The sequence below is a fragment of the Sphingomonas sp. CFBP 13706 genome (assembly GCF_014842355.1).
GTDB lineage: Bacteria > Pseudomonadota > Alphaproteobacteria > Sphingomonadales > Sphingomonadaceae > Sphingomonas > Sphingomonas aerolata.
The window spans coordinates 157410-175362 of record NZ_JACYVM010000006.1; the positions used below are offsets into that span (position 1 = coordinate 157410).

Below are 17953 nucleotides of genomic sequence, written 5' to 3' on the forward strand. Positions count from 1 at the left end.
TAGCCTGTCGTCGTGACGAACTCGTAACGTGCTTTTCAGGGGTTAGGATGACCGATTTCGATCAGATGCCGTTCGGTGCGGCCGAGTTCGCGGAGAATACGGAACCGCGGTGTCCGTGCCTGCTGCTGCTCGACACCTCCACCTCCATGAACGGTCGGCCGATCGAGGAGCTGAATGCCGGACTCCAGTCGTTCCGCGACGAGCTGAACGCCGATCCTCTCGCCGCCAAGCGCGTCGAGGTCGGGGTCGTGACCTTCGGACCGGTGGAGAGGATCGTGGACTTCACGACCGCCTCGACTTTCTATCCGCCGCACCTGTCGGTGTCGGGTCTGACCCCCATGGGCGAGGCGATCGAACGCGGCATCGAGATGCTGCGCGAGCGCAAGAGCACCTACCGCGAGAACGGGGTGTCGTTCTACCGCCCGTGGATATTTCTCATAACCGACGGCGCTCCGACCGATTCCTGGGAGAAGGCGGCTGAGCTGGTACGGCACGGCGAGGAGCGCAAGGAGTTCATGTTCTATGCGGCGGGCGTCGACGGTGCCGACATGAGCAGGCTCTCGCAGATCGCCGTCCGACAGCCGCTTCGACTGAAGGGCCTGGCCTTCCGCGAACTGTTCGCTTGGCTCTCGAACTCCCTCGGCGCGGTGTCCCGGTCCAATCCGGGGGATCCGGGGGTGGCACTGGCCAACCCCACGGCGCCGAACGGCTGGGCGATGGCCGACTGACGTGCCGTCCTGGACCTGGGCCGCGGCCTCGCGGCGTGGAACCTCGCATGAGCGGCTCGGAGAGAAGCGTCAGGACGCGTTCCGTACGCTGTTCGTCGCAGCGTCCGATACGGTGGTTCTCGTCGCCTGCGACGGGGCGGGAAGCGCGGCGCGTGGAGGGGCGGGGTCGGCGATCGCCGCCCGCGTCCTTTCCCGGTGCGCGCGCGATGTGCTGGCGGAGGGTCGCTGGCCGAGCGACGACGACGTCTGGGACTGGATCGATCTCGCTCGCGACCGCATAGCCGCGGCCGCCCGGCGGCGGGAGCTCGTACCGAGGGACTTCGCCACGACGGTCGTCATGATGATCTCGAACGGATCGGATACGCTCGTGGTGCACGTCGGGGACGGTGCCGCCGTCGTGCGGGACGCCGCCACGGGCGCCTGGCGGGCCGTAAGCTGGCCCGCCCAGGGCGAGTACGCGTCGACGACGTTCTTCCTGACCGACGACGGCGGTCCTCAGGTCCGCATCGCGCGCGAGGCCGTCGCGGTGGATCGCCTCGCGGCGTTCACCGACGGCATCGAACGCCTCGCGCTCGACTTCGCCGCGGAGCGGGCTCACGCCCCCTTCTTCTCGGGAATGAGCAAACCCGTCGCCGCGGCCGAAGTCTCCGGATGGAACCTGCCTCTGTCGACGAAGCTGGGCGACTACCTGTCTTCTCCGGCGGTCAACGCCCGGACCGACGACGACAAGACGCTGATACTCGCCTGCCTGCGATGACCCCGTCGCTGCTGCATTCGGATGGAAGGCCCATGCGGGTCGGCAAGATGATCGGCAGAGGCGGCGAGGGCGAGGTGTACGCGCTCGCGGACGATCCCGATCGGGCGGTCAAGATCTACGGTACGCCCGATGCCGAGCGCGAAGCGAAGGTCCGGGCGATGGTCGCCAAGCGGCTTTCGGCCGGATCCGATCTCGTGGCGTTCCCGGAAGCCGTGGTCACCACCGACAAGGGGCGCTTCGCCGGATTCGTCATGCGGCTGGTGAAGGGGCACACCTCGCTTCACGAGCTGTACTCCCCGGGCTCGCGCAAGATCCATTTTCCCAAGGCGGACTACCGGTTCACCGTACGGGCGGCGCTCAACATCGCGAAGGGCGTCGCAAAGGTCCACGACCTCGGCGCGGTCATCGGGGACATAAACCATTCCGGCATCCTGATCTCCGACAAGGCCGTGGCGGCGCTGATCGACGCGGACAGCTTCCAGTTCGGATCGGATCATCTCTGTCGCGTCGGGGTTCCGGAATACACGCCGCCCGAACTGCAGGGCCGCAGCCTGGGCGGCATCGTCCGTACGACCGATCACGACGCCTTCGGCCTCGCCGTCGTCCTGTTCCAGCTCCTGTTCATGGGCCGGCATCCCTACGTCGGGCGATACTCCGGCGGGGACATGCCGATCGAGCGCGCCATCGCCGAGCGGCGCTTCGCCTACTCCACGCTCCGCGACGTCGGCATGTCGCCGCCGCCCGGCACCGCGCGCCTCGAGGATTTTCCCGCACCCATCCGCGCTGGGTTCGAGGCCGCGTTCGCGGCAGGATCGGCGCCGCGCCCCACGGCTGCGCAATGGGTCGCGATGCTGAAGGAGTTCGAAGGCGGACTGAACCGCTGCGGCACGAACGAGGTGCACTACCATCCGGGTGTGCCGGGCTCCTGCGTCTGGTGCAGGATGGAGCGGCAGATAGGCATCCTGCTGTTCCTCCCCTCGTTCACGCTCGGCGGACGAGGCGACGTCGCCGATCCGGGTGCGGCCGGGTTCAATCTCGGTCAGGTCTGGGCGGCCATCGAGGCGGTGCGCCTGCCGGATCCGGCCACGGTCGAACCGCAGCTGCCGTCGATCGCCGCCGATCCGAGCGACGACGTCGCGGGCTTCCGCCGCGAACTCTGGAAGGGCCGGGGCGTCGGCGTGGTGCTGCTCCTGGCGGCCATAGCCGTCCTGATCGGAAAGCCGGTGCTCTGGATCGTCTATGTGCCCATGGGCTGGTTCGGGCTGGTGGCGGCTTTCCAGAAGAGCCGGCCACCTTCGCGGTTCGCCGACAGGTACGTCAGAGCCGAGACCGCGTTCCAAGGCGCCCTTTCGGACTGGCGTCGAAGGATCGGGTTCGAGGAGGCCCGGCAACTCAGATCGTCGCTCGACGATGCGAAGGCCGACCTGATCGGGCTGCCGCAGGACGTGGCACGGCACACGGCCGAGTACGAGGCGAACCGACGGGATGCGCAGCTGCACGACTTCCTCGAGACCTTCCCGATAAGGCGGGCGGCGATCCGGGGGGTGGGGCCGGCGAAGCTGGCGGGGCTGGCGTCCTACGGCATCGACACCGCAGCGGACGTGGTCGCGGCGCGGATCGAAGCGGTGCCGGGGTTCGGCCCGGTCACGGCGAGACCCCTGTTGGAATGGCGACGCAATCTGACCGCCCGGTTCGCGTACCGGGCCCAGCATTCGCCGCGTGAGACCGACGATCTGCGTCGGATCAGACAGAGCGCCGCGGACCGGGCGGCGGCGCACCGGGTCAAGCTGCTGCGGGGCGCAGGCGATCTGAGATCGGTGGCGGCGAACGTGGCGACGCTCAAGAACGTCGTCGATCCCGTCGTCGCGCGCATGCATCGGGAGAGGGAGCAGGCTCTCGCCGATCTCCGGGCGCTGGGGGTACCCGTGCCGAACGTGGCACTTCCGAGTCCGTCCCCGCCGCGACCGGTGCCGGCTCCTCCCTCTCACGCCGCACCCCAGGCGCGAGCGGGCAGTCCGAAGCCGCCGCCGTCGTCGTCGCCGTGTCCCGCATGCGGAGGACGCATGCTGGTCCGAACGGCACGCAAGGGACGCAATCCCGGAAGGCAGTTCCTGGGCTGTGCCGCCTACCCACGATGCCAGGGAACGAGGACGATCTGATCTCCGCCCGCCGGTCGGTCCTTCCCGGCTTCCGAGGTAAATTCGTGCCGTCAGGCTCGCAGGCGGCTTTCGCCGAACCGCCATAACGCCGCGTGTTGCATGAGGCATCGGCCCCACTACGTTCGGTACCGGCGGCCAGAGGCTGCATCGGATGCGAGAGGGCTGGAATGGGATCGGAATCGTACCGGTCGGAACTCGTCCGACTGCAGAAGGACGGGGCGACCCTGAGCAAGGAGCTGGCCCGTCATCAGGGCGACGCGGCCAAGGCGATCGCCGCCGCGAACGCCAAGCGCCGGTCCGCCGCCGGCAGTAGGTCAGCCTCGACGATCGCGACGAACATTCGCGGTGCGGAGGCGGAGGACAGGAAGGCGGTCGACGCTGCGAAGAAGGCCGCCGCCGCTCAGGACAAGCTGGTCGGCAACGCTTCTCGTCAGCGCGACAAGCAGCGTTCTTTGGACGCCGCGCTCAAATCCGAGCTCGCATCGAGGGACCGAGCCGCCGACGCACGGATGCGCAAGGAGAAGGAGCATGCGCGCGAGGTGTCCCGTCTGTCGGCGACCACGGTCCATCACGTCTACGTGAAGCCGCCGGAACGTCGTGTTCGGAGTCGGTCGAAGCGCTCATCGTGCATCCCGCGTCCGTGTGTGTTCAGCCGGGCTCGGCGCGCTTGGTTTCTCGCGTCGAATGAGACCGGACGGCGGTTCAGCGCGTCGAGCGACCTGCGTCGATCGTAAGCACGGCGGTATGCCGACCGTTCCCGGGAGGGCTGCTGCGGCGATGGCCTGCGGCCCGGCGCAGCGGACGCTCCCGTCGGCCCTGGCCGTCAGGAGTATGACGTCTGACGTCGGTCGCGAAGCTGAGATCGCCGGTGGAGCGACCGAATTCAGCCGAGAGGATAGCCGTCGAACCCGGTGGTGCGGGCTTCGAGAACGCGCTGCATTCCGGAGATCGCCCGCTTCGCGCCCGAATAGTCCGGGTACAGCCTCCCGTTCAGCGCGCTGTAGACCTCGGTGACGCTATCGCGCAGACGGCGGATGGCGTCGTGATCGGCCTTCGCGGCGCGGGCGTCCCCGTCCAGCGACGATTGGGTCCGCTGCACGATCTCCCACCAGGACCGGCGTTCCGATTCGGTGGCCGCATCGTTCATCGTCGCGTTCAGCTCCGCGAGCCCCAGCAGAGTGGGATCGGCGTGACGTGCCGGACGTGCTTCCTCGGTCATGCGGGCGGATCGATGTCGTCGAGCGAGCGCAGGCGTGGCGGCAGAAGCGGCACGCCTCTCGATGCGACCGTCCGGCCGAGGGCGTGGTCGACCAGCGCACGCACGGCCTCGGACCGGTCGAAGCGCGCACCGTCCTCCTCGATCCATTCGTCGATGGCAGCGAGCTGATCCGGCGCGACGTGCACCGTGATCGAAGTTCGTCCGCGGACCGACGGGCTGGGCGGGTATGTCGGGTCTTCTGTCAGCATGCGTCGGAGGATGTCAGGGATCGCCGACCGACGCAACGCAACGGACCCATCCGATTCCGCTCCGGTTCGATCACCGGCACCACGTAGCCGACATCCGGATTCAGTCGCGATGCGGTCATGCGCCACCCCGCTTCCTACACGTTGCGCCGGTCGCACGTTCTCGGCGAGTTCGGCCGTCAAGCGAGACGGCCGCGGCCGAGCGCCGTTGTCCCGGCGGGCTCGTACCCCTTGCGCCAGATACCGTTTCTAAACGACTGCATGGCATGCCGTCCGGGTGAACGCCTTCTCGCCTTTGGTCCCGTCCGATCTCCCGGCCCAGCCGTTTCAAGAGGCGACGGCCAGAGTGAACGAATGGCGCGGTGCCTGCATCGACGCCTTCGTCCGGGCCGAAGCCGCGACGACGGAATGCCTCGCGGTGCTGGCGGAGGTCGAGGGCAGGGGCATCCTGGTGCGGTTGCCGCATCTGGTCGGTCAGAGACTCGACGCGTTGCAGGCGATGATCGGCGTCGGGTGTCCGTTCGAGGGGGAAGGCCGCCCAGCGGCCACGGCCCTCGAACGGTTCCGCGAGCACGACGAGTTCCGCAGTACTCTTTGTCACGGAGTGGGGAACGTCACGCTCGACCGACGAGGATGCTGGACCGTCGTTCTCCGCGTTGCGGTTCTGCGAACCCGACGGCTTGCGCGGTCCGTGCAGCTGTTCACCGAGAACGAGGCCGAGCTCCGGCGTTCGATCGTGGCAGCGGCCTCCCGGGATCTACGCTCCCGATTGGGACAGGTCCGGGCTTCGATCCTGCGAGCATGATCGAGCGGGTCGACCGACCCTCAGGATCTACGGGGACCACCACCGCGATGTCCGCATCCGATGACGCCGCGTGGCCGCGGCTACCTGTTCTCAAAACGAACCGCATCGGAGCCCAGTAGGGCGGACGGACACGGAGAAACGGGAATGATCACTTTGGGAATGGGTGCTTTCGATCTCGAAATCCGCAACCTGGGCGTACGACTTCGTACGGCGTCCGAAACTCTTCAGGCCAGCTCCCGGAACCTCTGTCGAGCGGTGTCCGGGCAAATCACGGCCGTCCGTTCCGGTTGAGCTCGACGGGAGCCGCGAGCACGATTCGCACGGTGTCTAGGCGGCGGGAACATGCTCCGCTATCGCGTGCCATGGCTTCCGAACCGCCACCGCCGAGCACTGACAGCACGCTTCCGCCGCGATTCCACGAAATGGGCGAGTATCGTTTTCAACGGTTCGTCACCGACCTGTTCGGTTATGAGCCACATATCGCGACGAGTTCCGAATATGGCGTTCGCGGGCAGGCGGACCACGGCGTCGACGTGATCGCCCGCGGCACCGGCGGCGATGGGCAGGAGGCGGGATCCTGCAAATGCTATGAAAGAACCTCGCCGTCGCAGATCCGCGACTGGTCGGACGAGTTCCTCGAGCATTGGGATGGCCATTGGAAGGGCGAGGGGATCCGCCGTTTCGTCCTTGCGACCACCGCGCTCAACGCGGCGAGCCGGACCGTCCAGGATCAGGTCACGCTCGAGCGCAAGCGTTTCGCGGCGCTGGGCATGACCTATGAGATGTGGGGACCGACGACCCTGGTCGCCAAGGTCCGTCCGCATCGCGCCGTCGCGACCACCTATCTCGGCGCCTATTGGGCGGAACAGCTTTGCGGTCCGATCACCGAACCGGGTCTATCCACCGCTTCCAGCTCTGGCCTGGTCTCGGCGGCGCTGATCGCCCAGGTCACAGTGCTTCAGCAGCGCTTCTCGGCGCAGGCGCTTCAGGCCGCCGAGCGCGCGCAGGAGGATCTCCGCGCCGGCCGCGCCGAGGCGGTCCGGGCCCTGATCGAGGAGCAGCGCCGGCCCGACAATTGGGACCAGCTCGATGTCAGCGCACAGGCGCGGCTGCTGCGTCTCGCCGCGTCACTCGCGCTGCATGACGACGATCTCGCCGAGGCCGAGCGGCTTGCCGGCGAAGCGGACGGGCTCGCTCTCGCGGACGAGCCGCGCCTTGCCGCGCATATCGAGCTCGAGCGGAGCGGTCCCTCGGCGGCGCTGGGGGTGCTCGGCGAGGTGACCTCGGTGGACGGCCTACAGCTGCGGGTGGCGCTGCACGTGATGTCCGGCGATCTCCAGGGCGCCCGGCGGGATCTCGATGTCCTGCGGGAGACCGCGCCCGACGATCCCGAGACGGTACGGATGGAGGCGCTCGTCGCGCTCGCCTCGGGCGATCCCCAGACGGCGCTGACCCATATGCGGCACGCTGAGGCGTTGGCCCCCGAGCGCAATGCCGTCCGGCAGCTCGGCGCCATGGCGCGCTACGCCTGCGCGCTGTCGCCCGCTATCAGACCCGACTGGTATCTGTCCCCGAACGCGTTCGACGGTGCGTTCGTGCGGGAGGATCTCGCTTCCCAGACCCTACTCGATGAGGCGCTTGGGCTGCTCGACCGGCTCGTCGCTTCCGAACCCGCAACGCTGCATCACCGTGTCTGGCGCCTGGCGGTGCTGTCTTCCTTGCGCGCGCGCCGCGATCGTGCCCGCGAAGAGGCCGCCGACCTGCTGACCCGTTCGGACTACGATCCGACCGTCGTCGCATGGTGCCTGTTCCGCGCGATTGACATCGACCTCGCCGAGAGCGAGCACATCCTGCTTGAGCGCTTTGCTGCCGGTGCCGACCAAACCACGGTCCGTGTCGTGGGCCTGCTGCTCTCCAAGCGCGAGGATACCGCCGAGGCGGTCGGGATCCTCAGCGCCGGGCTCGACCACCAGGAGTGTGACAGCCGCAACGAAGCCGCCGCCTGGATCGCGCGGCTGTCCGGATCGACGGAGCCAAGGGGGGGCGATGGACTCGTGGATCCCGTGCAGTCGGCCTTCGACCAGGTCCGCGCCGACGGCGACTGGGCGCCGGTCGCCGAGCGTCTCGCGGCGTTGCTCTCCATGACGCCGCCTGATCCCGGCGCTCTCGCCATCGCCGAAGGCATCGCGGCTTCGGGCAGGATGAATGTCCTCGCTCCCCATGCCGACGCGATCCTCGGTTTTCGAACCGCGGCTGCGGTGCGCATCGCCGCGCATGCGGTCTATGGCGCCGGCGATCCTGCCCGGGCACTGGCGATCCTCGACGTTGAGGCGGGTGCGTTCGGAGAGGCGCTTCCACCCGACATGCGCCGGCTGCGCGCCGACGCGCTGGCGCGTACCGGCAACGTCTCGGCCGCGCTCCGTGAAGCGGATGCCGTGGCGAGCTCGGGTTCGGCCCGCGACCGGTTGTTCCGGGCGGAACTGATGTCGTCCACCGGCAATGTCCGTGGCGCGGTGCCGGCGGTGCGCGAGGCGTTCGAAGCTGGCATCCTCCGCGGCAACAAGGCGCTGCAATGGTCCCGGATGATGCGCGTCGAGGACCCCGCGCTCGCGCGGCGCCTCCTGGAACGAGCGGTCGCGACCAATCTCGACGACGATCTCGTCGCCGCGGCCATGCACGACGCGCTCGGGCTCCAGCTTGGCGCCGAGGCCGATGTGCTGATGGACCGAGTCCATGCCCGGGCGCTGAGCGACGCGACCGACGTCCGCATCTTCACCATCGACGATCTGCCCGGGCTGATCGCCGAACAGCAGGCCGCGGCCGCCGAAACCGAAGGCATGTACCTCGACGGTGCGTTGCCGGTGCATCTCTACCTTGCGCACGACCCCGTCGGTTTCGCGCTGCTGCATCTTGGCCCCAACCGCGGAACCGATGGCGGGTTGCGCCCCTGGCCGCTTCGTCACGGTGCGCGACCGGCCTTCGTAGAAGTCGATCTGCCCTGGTCGGCGTGGAGGCTCCATATGGACATCTCGGCGCTGCTCGTCGCCGCCCGGCTCGAGCTGCTCGACGCCATCGATTCGCACCCCAACGGCGTCGCGATTCCGGCCGATGTGCCGCTACTCCTCCTGTCGATGGAAACCGGATGCCGCGAACGGGCCGATGCGACGGTCGCCGAACGCATCCTCTCGACGGGGTTCACGCCCATCGGGCTGGACGACGTGGTGGCGGTCGGGGTCGTCGCCCGCAACCGCGATGGCGCGCCGGATGATGCCCAGGACGCGGACACGCTCTCGCTCGCTGCTCTGGTCGAATCGATGGTCTTGCGTCACGCGCTCGATGCGGACATCGCGCACCGGATCGTGGAGGACCTCCCTGCCCGCTCGGGCGCTACCGTGCCGGCGGATGGCGAGCCGCTGCTTCTCGACACGGAATCCGTTCAGCGTCTCGCCGCCAATGATGCCCTGTCGCTGGTCGCGGAGCGGTTCGCGCTCCGCTGCGATGGCGCGCTTCTCGACCAGGCGCTGTCGGCCCGCGGCGAAGCGTCGGCGGCGCGCGATGCCGCCGAGGCGCTCGCTGCACTGCGGTCCCGCGTCGCGGCCGGGCTGGAGTCCGGGTCCTGGCGTCTCATGCCGCGCGTCCGGCCGGCGGCAGGCGACGCGCAGGGGGAGGAGGCCGCCAACGAAACCCCGCTGACCCGGTGTCTGGCGGACTCGATCACCGCCCCCGGATCGGAAGGCGCGATGGCCTGGATCGACGACCGGCTGGTGACGGGCTTCGCCCGCACCGGCGCGATGCCGGTCGTCGGCGTCTGCGACGTGATGGAGGCGTTGCGTCGCGAAGGTCGCATCACCGCGGCGCGTCAGGGCGCGGCGCTCGCCAGGCTACGCGCCGCCGGCGCATTGTTCCTCGTACCCACCGCCGAGGAGCTGTTCGCCGCCCTCCGCCCCGCACCCACTCGGGGCCAGCGGATCGTTGAGACCCCGGCGCTCGAGACGATGCGACAAACCCTGGCGTTCATGGCGCTTCACGAGCGTCACCTCGCCGTAGGCGGACGCGCCGCGCCAGAGCGTCCCGACGAGATCGTGCCGATGCAGACCGCGGTGCGGCTGCTCGCGAACTGCCTCAAGGAGGTCTGGCTGGATGACGGACTCGGGTTCGATCAGCGGATCGCCCTCTCCGACTGGCTCTGGCTGAACGCGCGGCGCACGCATATCGGTCGGATTCTTCCGGGTGAAGAGCCGCGTGTCGATCAGGCATTCTTCGAGACGATCCAGATCGCACATTGCCTCGACCAGGGCGTCGACATCGGCTTGATCAACGATCGGCGTCGGGAGGCGCGGCTCGGCTACCTGCGCTGGTTCTGGCTTCGCGCGGTCGATCCGCTCCTGTCGGCCGATCCAGGCTTCGAAATCCGCCTCGCCGAATATCTGGCCGGCTTCTACGCCGATATGTACCGGACCCAGTGCGAGGCCGACCGGAGTCCAGGCGACCGCCGAATCCTTCACATGCTGCTTGCCGTCCGCGTGCAGCGTCTCCCCGAACCGCTTCAGCGCCGACTCTATCGGGACTCGCGGATGAGCGCGTTCGGGACGACGCAGGAGAACGTCACCATAGCCGGCGCGGTTTTCGAGGGTGCCGCCTTCTGGCGCGCCGTCCGCCAAACCCTGAAGTACGGCAAGGCGCGTTTGCGCTTCCGACGCAAGCCGAGCGGTCGCCAGCGGTTCGTCCGCCTGCGCCGCGAGGGTGACGCAGTCCTGATGACCGGGGCGATTCGGGCCCGTATCGGCGATGCCGCGCTGCCGATCGCTGCGCTCGACGGCGCGGCGCGCGTCGGCGCGATCGATCGCATCGTCCACGATCTGCGGCTCGAGCCCGAACATGCGGGCGTGGTCGCGGCGGCAGCGGCAGCGGCGCCGACCATAACCGCCGCCGTCCGCATCGTGCGCGACGCGAGCATGGCTTCGGCCGCGCACCTCTACGCCGAGGCCGCCGCTAGGCTCGGGCGCGGCGAACGCGTGCGGCTCGACATGCTCGCTCCGGCGCCATTCGACGCGGTGTTGGCGGCGATGGGCATCACCGACGCGACACTTCCCTTTGAAGACGCGCTCGATGCGGCCCGGCGTGCCCGTGGTATCGAGGATGTGCGTGCCGGCCTCATCGAAACCGCCGGCGTTCCAGTCCTTCGGCCGGCGCCCGTAGCCGCTCTCCTCGATGCAGCGGTCATCGAGCGCGCGCGGACGCCGATGGCGATCATCCATGTGGCGGCTGCGGCGCGAGCGCGCGGCAGGCCCTCGGTTGAGATAGCGGGGCTGACGGAAGCCTTCCTCGCCGCCGTCGAGCGCTACGGCCGGCTGTTCATGGCGCTGTTGCGCTGGACGCATCGCTATTTCGTCCGCGATGCCGTCTGGCGCTCCGCGCCACCGTCGTTCCAGCTCGCGGCCATTTGGAGCCATGCCGATCGCGTGCTCGACATCGCTATCGTCGGAGGGCTCAAGCCCGATCCGCTTCGTCGCTCGATCGAGGGGTTCGAGCCGCAGCTCGCTGGTATCGACCTGCTCGGTTTCCAGCCGGGACCGCCCGATGTGGCGTGGCCGGAATGGATGTCCGGGGCGGCCCTGATTCATCATGGCCTCGCCGCCATTTTCGGCGAGGAGGATCCGCGTCCGTCGCTGGGTGACACGCTCTACGAGCGGATCCTCGAAGCGCAACTGGCGGATCTCGCGGGGTTCGTAGCGCCCGAGCCGCGGCTGCTGCTGCGCCGGGACGATTGGCCGAACGCGATGGACGCGTTCCTGGCGCGCTCCCCTTCGGGCCTCGAAGGCGGTCCGCTTGATCGCATCAGGACCCGTGACCTCCTCATCGAAGGCGCGCTCGGTTCCATCGAGATCGATCCCGACAACATGGGTGCGTGGCTCCAGCTCGGCGGCTTCGCTGCCGGCGGGCTCGACCCGCCGGCCTATTCGCGTCTGCTCGCTGCGGCCTCGGCCGACCCCGCGCGGCTCGTGCGGATGACCGCGGCCGGTGTCCAGTCGACGCTGTGGCGGAGCATCCTGCATCCGATCGCCTGGCGGGACGTGGGCGCAGCCTCGCGTCTGGCGCAGGAGCTGGCGCTGGCCTGCCGTCGCCTCGATGAGTACCGCCCGTCCGAGGATATTCTTCCGATGCAGCCGGGGACGGCGGTCGAGGAATTGATCGAACTTGCGGCGGTGATCGCGGCCTGCGCCGACGGGGACCGTTCCCAGACGTTTTCTGATCTGGTCGACGGATTCGCGCGGGGCTGGCCCGTGCTCCGTGAAAGCCTGCATCAGGCGGTGGGCAATCTCACTGCGCGAACGCCGTCGGACCGCGTCCATCGGCTGTGGTTGCTTCACAATCGCTTGGGCTCACGTTAGCCACAGTCCTTGAGCTGTGGCGGTTTCGATCTTCCTGGTGGGCGGCAGCTGTTCGGCCCGGACCAAGCCGAAGGGCAGCCAGATCGCAGCGCACCCAGTGTTGGGCGTTCGGGAGAGAACGGCGATCCTGGAACCGCGGTCTTCTACCCTGCGTCACGGCTCGGAGCGATCAAGGAGGATGGGTTGGGGCCGTTCATCTCGCGCGTTCGTCCGGATCGGAACATTTTGAGAGTTGGAGGTGGCTTCGAAGTCGGGTCCTGTGTCGCTATTCCAGCGATCGGGGAGCCTCGACCGGACGAGCGAGCATCAGTTTCCCCGCGCCGAGCGTTGGGCGGTATTCGGTGCATGCGGCGATACCCGCTACCTCTGCAGCAGGCTACGGACGTCAACCTGGGGCGACGTGCATGTCACCCCCGTAGCCGTGGGTTCGTCCGTCGGTGCGGCGGCGATGTTCCGTGGAGAGGTCCCGGTGTTCGGCGCCGGCCGCCGCCTGAGGCCGTCCCCGCAGGACGTCCGACCGACCGGCTATCCAGCGAGACGTCGTGGCGCGGGCCCCGATCGTGGCTGCTGCTCCAGCGGATCGTTCAGTCGCGCGGAGCTGAACGCGAGGCCTACCCCGGACGTCGGCCGCCGTCCCACAGGCGGAGCGGACGGGGGCCGCCTAGAGCCTGACCGGCCTCCCTGACGCGGTGTTCGTCGTGGAGCATCGATTTCACGATTAGGCGCCTGAGGGCACCGGGACCCTTGTCGTCCCAGAGCATCCGCCATCCGCGGAAGCGGTGCGTCTGCCACCGGATCCAGTCCCAGAGCCTGTCGCGTTCGACGGCCTTCTCGAACGCGATCACGAGAAACGGCTCCCTGTCGCTGCCCCGGCCCAGCGTCACGCACGGGCGCGCGTCCACTTCGGTCGAAAAAGCCGCCACCGTACGTGCCTCCCTGGCGAGCCGATCCGCCTGTGCCTGCAGCTCCGCCGCCAGACGGACGTCCTCGTCCTGCTCGCCCTCCATCATGAGGGTGAGCATCTCCGGCCCCACGATCGGAGCGAGCCTCGCCCAGACCGCCCAACGCTCCGGGCGGGTCAGCATCCACTCGTAGCGTTCGCGCGCATCCTCGGCGAACGCCGTCTCGAGGATCCAGACCGGCAGACCCGGCTCCACCTCACCGTGCCTTTCCGCGTGGTTCCGAACGAGGACCAGTCCCACGAAATCGCTCGTCGCGTCGTCGTGCAGCACCGGAACGAATGGTGCCGGACGCTTCGGCAGATCGTTCGGATCGGGTTCGTTCGTCATGTTCGATGACCTCCTCTCGTCGTTCGTCATGCGGTCGATCACCCGGACGGCGACGACGCATTCGATCCGTTCAACCGGGCGCCGAATGGCGCTCGCACCAGGTCACGGACCGGAATCGGGGCTTCGACGTCCCCCCGTAGACGTGCACGACGATCCATTCGTACTCGTCGTCGAAGGCCGTCGCGGACACCTCCTTCCACCAGTGCCGTGCGTCCGCGTTCCAGCGGTATCCGCGACCCTCGAGAAGGTTCGTGGTCCCGATGGGTGCGGCCACGACGTCTATCGCCCAGCTTGGGTTCGCCGTGGTCTCGACGGCCGTCCCCAGAACGGTCCCACCGAACGGAAGCGGGTGATCCAGAAGGTGCAGAAGCGCGGTGACCTCCGTCGATGCGCGGTGGGCATCGTAGAACATGCCCGTCTGCACGAGCAGATGCGGCAGACCGCCGTCCTCGAACCCGTTCTCCCGCCAGCCGACTTCGCACATGGCGCAGACCCAGGGCCGTCCGGCGGCGAGCGGCAGCCGCTTCTCGACGAACGGGCGAACGGACGATGCGTCGTATGCGACGACGAAGTCCGCGTCGGCGATGAGGGACCCGGCGACGGGATCCATGATGGTGCGCCCGACGACGTCCGGTTCGGCGAGCCCCGTCAGGCGGGTCACCCCCGGCGGGATCGGACGACCCGGGTCCTCGAGCCAGTGATGCGGCCGGCCGGTCATCACGATCCGTCCCTCGGCGTCGGCCCAGAAGCGCTGGAGCGCGAGTTCGATGATCGCATCGTCGACGGGGTCGCCGCCCGTCGTCTCGACGTGGACGGCGCACCCCGCCAGCATGCCCGGACGGACGCCCGGGGCGAGGGTCCTCCGCATCGGCGGCATGCGCCGCAGGACGCGGAAGTCGTGGTCCCGGTCGACGAGCGACGCCATCGCGTCCATCGCCGCCGGCGACCCCAGGGCGACGACGTCGCTCACGACGCGAACCGCTGCTCGATGTACACCGACAGCCCGGCGGCGAGCGGCGAGCCGGGGTCCGCGGCCACCTGGGCCAGCATGTCGGCGACGGCGGGCGAGACGAGTGCTTCGGCCATCGGCGTATTGGGATCGAACCCTTCGGAGATCTCGATCGCGTCCGCGATCGCGGAGCCGTGGCGGGCACGCAGCCTCGTCTCGGCCTCGGCCCGATCGGCCGCGACGACGGCGTCGAACGCCTGGATCATGCCGCCCGCACGCTGGTCGACCAGGAACGAGGTCCAGAGCCGCGGCCTTTCGCCCTGCGGCCTCCCGCGCCGATCGACGTCGTCGCCGTCGCCGTCATACGCGGCGGCCGAGCGACCGGAGGGGACCGGGTCATCCGCGTCGTCGTCGTCGGCCATCAGCGCATCGAGCGTCATGGGGTCCGCATCGAGACCGATGGACAGTCCGTGGAGGAGGACCGCCCGGAGGCATTCCTCGCGCGACAGGCACGCATCGATCGCCGAACGACCGTCGAAGAGGGCGCGTGGCGCGATCATCCAGGCCACCGGATCGTGGCCGACCGCTTCGCGCTCGAACCTCGATGCGGTGTCGGCCGCCACGAGAGCCAGGCGGATCAGCCCGCGCCTGGTCGTCACGACGACCTCGTCGTCGGGCTCGTCGAGGTCCAGGGGATCGATCAGGAACGGCGGCAGCGTCGGCTTCGACATGGTCGCCGTGGCGCGAGAGATTGCGTTGATCTGCATCTTCATACTCCAACCGCCGGGGCCTGCTGGTATCCGATTGCGTCCGGTGGGCGGTCCTGACCGAACGGCCCCTAGATAGCAGACCCGAATAATAATTCAAGAATAATTGAATCAATTAAAACTGAATCAAACTAAATTGAATCACATTGTCTCTGGGATCGAAGCCGCCTACATCATTCGCATGGACGAAACTGAAGCCCTGACCGTCATGAGTGCGTTGGCCCATTCGACCCGGATGAGGGTCTTCGTGATGCTGATGCGGGCGGGCGAGCCCGGAATGGGATCGAGCGACATCGCGGATGCCGTAGGCGTGCCGCGCAACCTGATGAGCTCACACCTGGCGGTGCTGAGCAAGGCGGGAGCGATCGCCTCGAAGAAGAACGGACGCTCCGTCACCTACACGGCCGTCGCGAGGGTAGTGATCGCCTTGGGTGATCATCTGCGCGGGCTCGTTGGAGTCGAGACGCATCCCGCCACGCAGCCTGACCACGACTGAACGTCCTCCGGTGCAGGAAGGAGCAGCCGTCCCAGGCGAGCGGGGATCGGCGGTCGCTCGCGGGACTTGCCGGTAGTCCGATGCATCCGTGTCAGGGCAGCAGCAGCACCTTCGCGCCGATGCTCGGGTCGATGCGACGCTGCAGGCGATCGGCGTGCACGGTGACCGTGATCTCGAACGAGCCGCGACCGACGGTCAGCGCCAGAACGTGACCTCCGACGACGCGGAACTCGCGATCGCCGCCACTGGCGTGTGCATGGATGGATGGTCGTCCGTCCATCCATGCCAGCGTTCCGGAGAAGCCGACGATCTCCAGGTCCTCGAACTTGCGCGGATCATAGTCGCCACGTTCGAAGTCGAAGAAGCCGAAACGCGCCGACGCCACGAAACCGAAGCCGCTGATGCTCGCGGAAGGTATGCCTTCCTCCCGCATGAGCGTCTCCAGCCGAGCGAGCACGTCGTCGCCCTGCCGCAGCACCATGAGGAAACCCGTGGGAGTCGTGATGTGACGTACGTGCTCGCTCATGTTGCTGTTCCTACAGGATGGTCGGGGTGATGCCGCCGTCGACGCGAAGTGCCGCACCGTTGGTGGCCGAGGACAGCGGACTGGCCACGTAGGCCACCAGCGCCGCGATCTCCTCGGGCTCGATCATCCGCTGGATGAGCGACGTGGGCCGGTCCTTGGCGAAGAAGGCGCGTTCGAGTTCGTCAGCCGGGGCGTTCGGATCGTCGGCCACGCTCTTGAGGAAGTCGACGATGCCCTCCGAACGCGTGGTACCGGGCATAACCGTGTTTACCGTCACGCGCGTGCCCTTGGTGAGGCCCGCCAGGCCGCGCGAGATGGCCAGCTGCGCCGTCTTCGTCATGCCGTAGTGGATCATGTCGGGAGGGACCATCACGGCGGACTCGCTTGCGATGAATATCACCCGGCCCCAGTCGCGGGCGAGCATGCCCGGGAAGTATGCCCGCGCGAGCCGCGCGCCCGACAGCACGTTCACCTCGAAGAAGCGGCGCCAGTCGTCGTCGGTTATCTCCCCGAACGGCTTGGCCTCGTAGATGCCGAGATTGTTCACCAGGATGTCGACGTCCGGGACCGCTGCCACCAGGGCCTCGGCTCCTTCGGCGGTCGCCGGGTCGGCCAGCACGCCGCGTGCGCCGATGTCCGCGGCGACGGCGTCCAGCTTCGCCTGGTTGCGTCCGCAGACGACCACGTCCGCGCCTTCCGAAGCCAGACGCCGTGCGATCTCCAGTCCTATGCCGGCCGTCGAGCCGGTGACGAGAGCCGGGTCGCCGCGGCGGTGGATGTCATTGCCGCATCGTCCCCGGACTGATGCCGTTGATGCGGTTCGTTACCGGTGGCTCGCATCCACGACGTCGTCCGTGCGTTTAAGAACGGCGAAGGAGATCGACATGGCGGACCGAGAAAAGATCACGGACGGCGCTAACGAGCGTGCCATTGATGAGCCGATGGCCGGCACCGCGCCAGGCATACCGGATGAGGCGTTGCTGCCCGGCGAGGAGTTGCCGGAAGAGCCGAGCGACGAGGAGGTCGCGCGCATGGCGGCGAAGCTGGGCGCGTCAGTGCCGATCCAGTGACAGGTCAGGTCTGCGACAGTCCAGGTTTCTGCGGGTCGATCCGGATGGCTTCACCGGCAGATTCGTAGCGTAGGGTCCACCGCGGATATCCGCCCGGTGCGATCTCGGTATCCGGCAGCCCGACCGGATCGGTCCCCGTCTCCACCCAGCCGGCACCGTGGCACCGGTCGCAAGCGGTGCGCTTGCAGCGGAAGCTGACCAGATCGATCTCGGTGTTCCACTGACCTCTGCCGTGACAGACCGGGCACATGGCATCCAGACTACCCTTGCGAGGCTGGAGTGGAACGATGTCGAACGCATGCGGACTGTCGGGGCCGTCGCAATGGACGATGTTGCTGGCGTGGGGCATGCGTCCTACTCGCGGCGCTGCCGGCCAAATGCAATACGGTCTCACTGCCTCAAGGCTCGGACCGTTGGCACCTGTGCTATGTCCGTCGTCCATGCTGGCGACCGCATCTTGAACCGAATCTTCCACTCGCGTTTGAACCCCTGCGATGCGCCACCGCCGTCCAAATGCCGAATCGTCTGTTGGTCCGTCGTCGACCGGGCCG

The 17953-nt window shown here is 68.2% G+C and carries 17 protein-coding genes; 8 read left to right on the plus strand and 9 right to left on the minus strand.

Features of this window, described 5'->3' with window-relative positions; all coding sequences use genetic code 11:
• The first annotated feature begins 47 nt into the window (after positions 1–47).
• From IFS44_RS13185 to IFS44_RS13200, 4 genes are all read left to right on the plus strand, one after another.
• Complete coding sequence (locus IFS44_RS13185; RefSeq protein WP_192098769.1) at positions 48–728, plus strand: vWA domain-containing protein; 681 nt, start codon at positions 48–50, stop codon at positions 726–728.
• Position 729: 1 nt separating this feature from the next.
• Entirely contained in the window at positions 730–1485 is a 756-nt protein-coding gene (locus IFS44_RS13190) for a protein phosphatase 2C domain-containing protein (protein ID WP_192098770.1), read from the plus strand.
• Positions 1486–1517: 32 nt separating this feature from the next.
• On the plus strand, positions 1518–3644 hold the full coding sequence (locus IFS44_RS13195) for a topoisomerase DNA-binding C4 zinc finger domain-containing protein (RefSeq protein WP_192098771.1): 2127 nt from the start codon (positions 1518–1520) through the stop codon (positions 3642–3644).
• 167 nt (positions 3645–3811) lie between these two features.
• A complete protein-coding gene (locus IFS44_RS13200) occupies positions 3812–4378 on the plus strand; it encodes a hypothetical protein (RefSeq protein WP_192098772.1) in 567 nt (188 codons plus the stop codon).
• 149 nt (positions 4379–4527) lie between these two features.
• Here IFS44_RS13200 and IFS44_RS13205 read toward each other — a convergent pair whose 3' ends face one another.
• A complete protein-coding gene (locus tag IFS44_RS13205; RefSeq protein WP_192098773.1) occupies positions 4528–4863 on the minus strand; it encodes a hypothetical protein in 336 nt (111 codons plus the stop codon).
• The gene (locus tag IFS44_RS13210; protein ID WP_192098774.1) at positions 4860–5111 is read right to left on the minus strand and encodes a hypothetical protein; all 252 of its coding nucleotides are present in this window, start codon (positions 5109–5111) and stop codon (positions 4860–4862) included. The genes IFS44_RS13205 and IFS44_RS13210 overlap by 4 nt, the downstream gene beginning before the upstream one ends.
• Positions 5112–5454: 343 nt before the next feature.
• On the opposite strand from IFS44_RS13210, the gene IFS44_RS13215 reads away from it, so the two are divergent.
• Both IFS44_RS13215 and IFS44_RS13220 read left to right on the plus strand, forming a co-directional pair.
• The gene (locus IFS44_RS13215) at positions 5455–5913 is read left to right on the plus strand and encodes a hypothetical protein (protein WP_192098775.1); all 459 of its coding nucleotides are present in this window, start codon (positions 5455–5457) and stop codon (positions 5911–5913) included.
• Between the two features lie 422 nt (positions 5914–6335).
• Positions 6336–12305 (plus strand): hypothetical protein, encoded by a 5970-nt coding sequence (locus IFS44_RS13220; RefSeq protein WP_192098776.1) that lies wholly within the window; start codon positions 6336–6338, stop codon positions 12303–12305.
• Between the two features lie 611 nt (positions 12306–12916).
• Here IFS44_RS13220 and IFS44_RS13225 read toward each other — a convergent pair.
• The 3 genes from IFS44_RS13225 to IFS44_RS13235 form a co-directional block, all read right to left on the minus strand.
• Positions 12917–13594: a hypothetical protein gene (locus tag IFS44_RS13225; protein ID WP_192098777.1), complete on the minus strand. Its 678-nt coding sequence runs from the start codon at positions 13592–13594 to the stop codon at positions 12917–12919.
• Positions 13595–13664: 70 nt separating this feature from the next.
• Complete coding sequence (locus IFS44_RS13230) at positions 13665–14564, minus strand: DNA polymerase III subunit epsilon (protein ID WP_192098778.1); 900 nt, start codon at positions 14562–14564, stop codon at positions 13665–13667.
• Entirely contained in the window at positions 14561–15316 is a 756-nt protein-coding gene (locus IFS44_RS13235; protein WP_192098779.1) for a hypothetical protein, read from the minus strand. The genes IFS44_RS13230 and IFS44_RS13235 overlap by 4 nt, the downstream gene beginning before the upstream one ends.
• Positions 15317–15416: 100 nt before the next feature.
• On the opposite strand from IFS44_RS13235, the gene IFS44_RS13240 reads away from it, so the two are divergent.
• Positions 15417–15806 (plus strand): ArsR/SmtB family transcription factor, encoded by a 390-nt coding sequence (locus IFS44_RS13240; RefSeq protein WP_192098780.1) that lies wholly within the window; start codon positions 15417–15419, stop codon positions 15804–15806.
• A 91-nt stretch (positions 15807–15897) separates the two neighbouring features.
• On the opposite strand, the gene IFS44_RS13245 is transcribed toward IFS44_RS13240, so the two are convergent.
• Both IFS44_RS13245 and IFS44_RS13250 read right to left on the minus strand, forming a co-directional pair.
• Positions 15898–16287, minus strand: coding sequence for a PPC domain-containing DNA-binding protein (locus IFS44_RS13245; protein WP_192098781.1), 390 nt, complete (start codon positions 16285–16287; stop codon positions 15898–15900).
• A 55-nt stretch (positions 16288–16342) separates the two neighbouring features.
• The gene (locus tag IFS44_RS13250) at positions 16343–17110 is read right to left on the minus strand and encodes an SDR family NAD(P)-dependent oxidoreductase (protein ID WP_192098840.1); all 768 of its coding nucleotides are present in this window, start codon (positions 17108–17110) and stop codon (positions 16343–16345) included.
• Positions 17111–17216: 106 nt separating this feature from the next.
• On the opposite strand from IFS44_RS13250, the gene IFS44_RS13255 reads away from it, so the two are divergent.
• Positions 17217–17402, plus strand: a complete 186-nt coding sequence (locus IFS44_RS13255) for a hypothetical protein (RefSeq protein WP_192098782.1) — start codon at positions 17217–17219, stop codon at positions 17400–17402.
• Positions 17403–17406: 4 nt separating this feature from the next.
• Here the strand turns inward: IFS44_RS13255 and IFS44_RS13260 are convergent, their stop codons facing one another.
• On the minus strand, positions 17407–17751 hold the full coding sequence (locus IFS44_RS13260) for a hypothetical protein (protein ID WP_192098783.1): 345 nt from the start codon (positions 17749–17751) through the stop codon (positions 17407–17409).
• Positions 17752–17792: 41 nt separating this feature from the next.
• Positions 17793–17915 (minus strand): DUF4113 domain-containing protein, encoded by a 123-nt coding sequence (locus tag IFS44_RS22910; RefSeq protein WP_192098784.1) that lies wholly within the window; start codon positions 17913–17915, stop codon positions 17793–17795.
• Positions 17916–17953 lie beyond the last annotated feature (38 nt).

Coding starts and splice junctions, on each gene's coding strand:
- IFS44_RS13185 (WP_192098769.1), top strand. CDS start 48: ATGACCGATTTCGATCAGATGCCGTTCGGTGCGGCCGAGTTCGCGGAG.
- IFS44_RS13195 (WP_192098771.1), top strand. CDS start 1,518: ATGCGGGTCGGCAAGATGATCGGCAGAGGCGGCGAGGGCGAGGTGTAC.
- IFS44_RS13200 (WP_192098772.1), top strand. CDS start 3,812: ATGGGATCGGAATCGTACCGGTCGGAACTCGTCCGACTGCAGAAGGAC.
- IFS44_RS13205 (WP_192098773.1), bottom strand. CDS start 4,863: ATGACCGAGGAAGCACGTCCGGCACGTCACGCCGATCCCACTCTGCTG.
- IFS44_RS13210 (WP_192098774.1), bottom strand. CDS start 5,111: ATGCTGACAGAAGACCCGACATACCCGCCCAGCCCGTCGGTCCGCGGA.
- IFS44_RS13220 (WP_192098776.1), top strand. CDS start 6,336: ATGGGCGAGTATCGTTTTCAACGGTTCGTCACCGACCTGTTCGGTTAT.
- IFS44_RS13225 (WP_192098777.1), bottom strand. CDS start 13,594: ATGACGAACGAACCCGATCCGAACGATCTGCCGAAGCGTCCGGCACCA.
- IFS44_RS13235 (WP_192098779.1), bottom strand. CDS start 15,316: ATGAAGATGCAGATCAACGCAATCTCTCGCGCCACGGCGACCATGTCG.
- IFS44_RS13245 (WP_192098781.1), bottom strand. CDS start 16,287: ATGGTGCTGCGGCAGGGCGACGACGTGCTCGCTCGGCTGGAGACGCTC.
- IFS44_RS13255 (WP_192098782.1), top strand. CDS start 17,217: ATGGCGGACCGAGAAAAGATCACGGACGGCGCTAACGAGCGTGCCATT.
- IFS44_RS13260 (WP_192098783.1), bottom strand. CDS start 17,751: ATGCCCCACGCCAGCAACATCGTCCATTGCGACGGCCCCGACAGTCCG.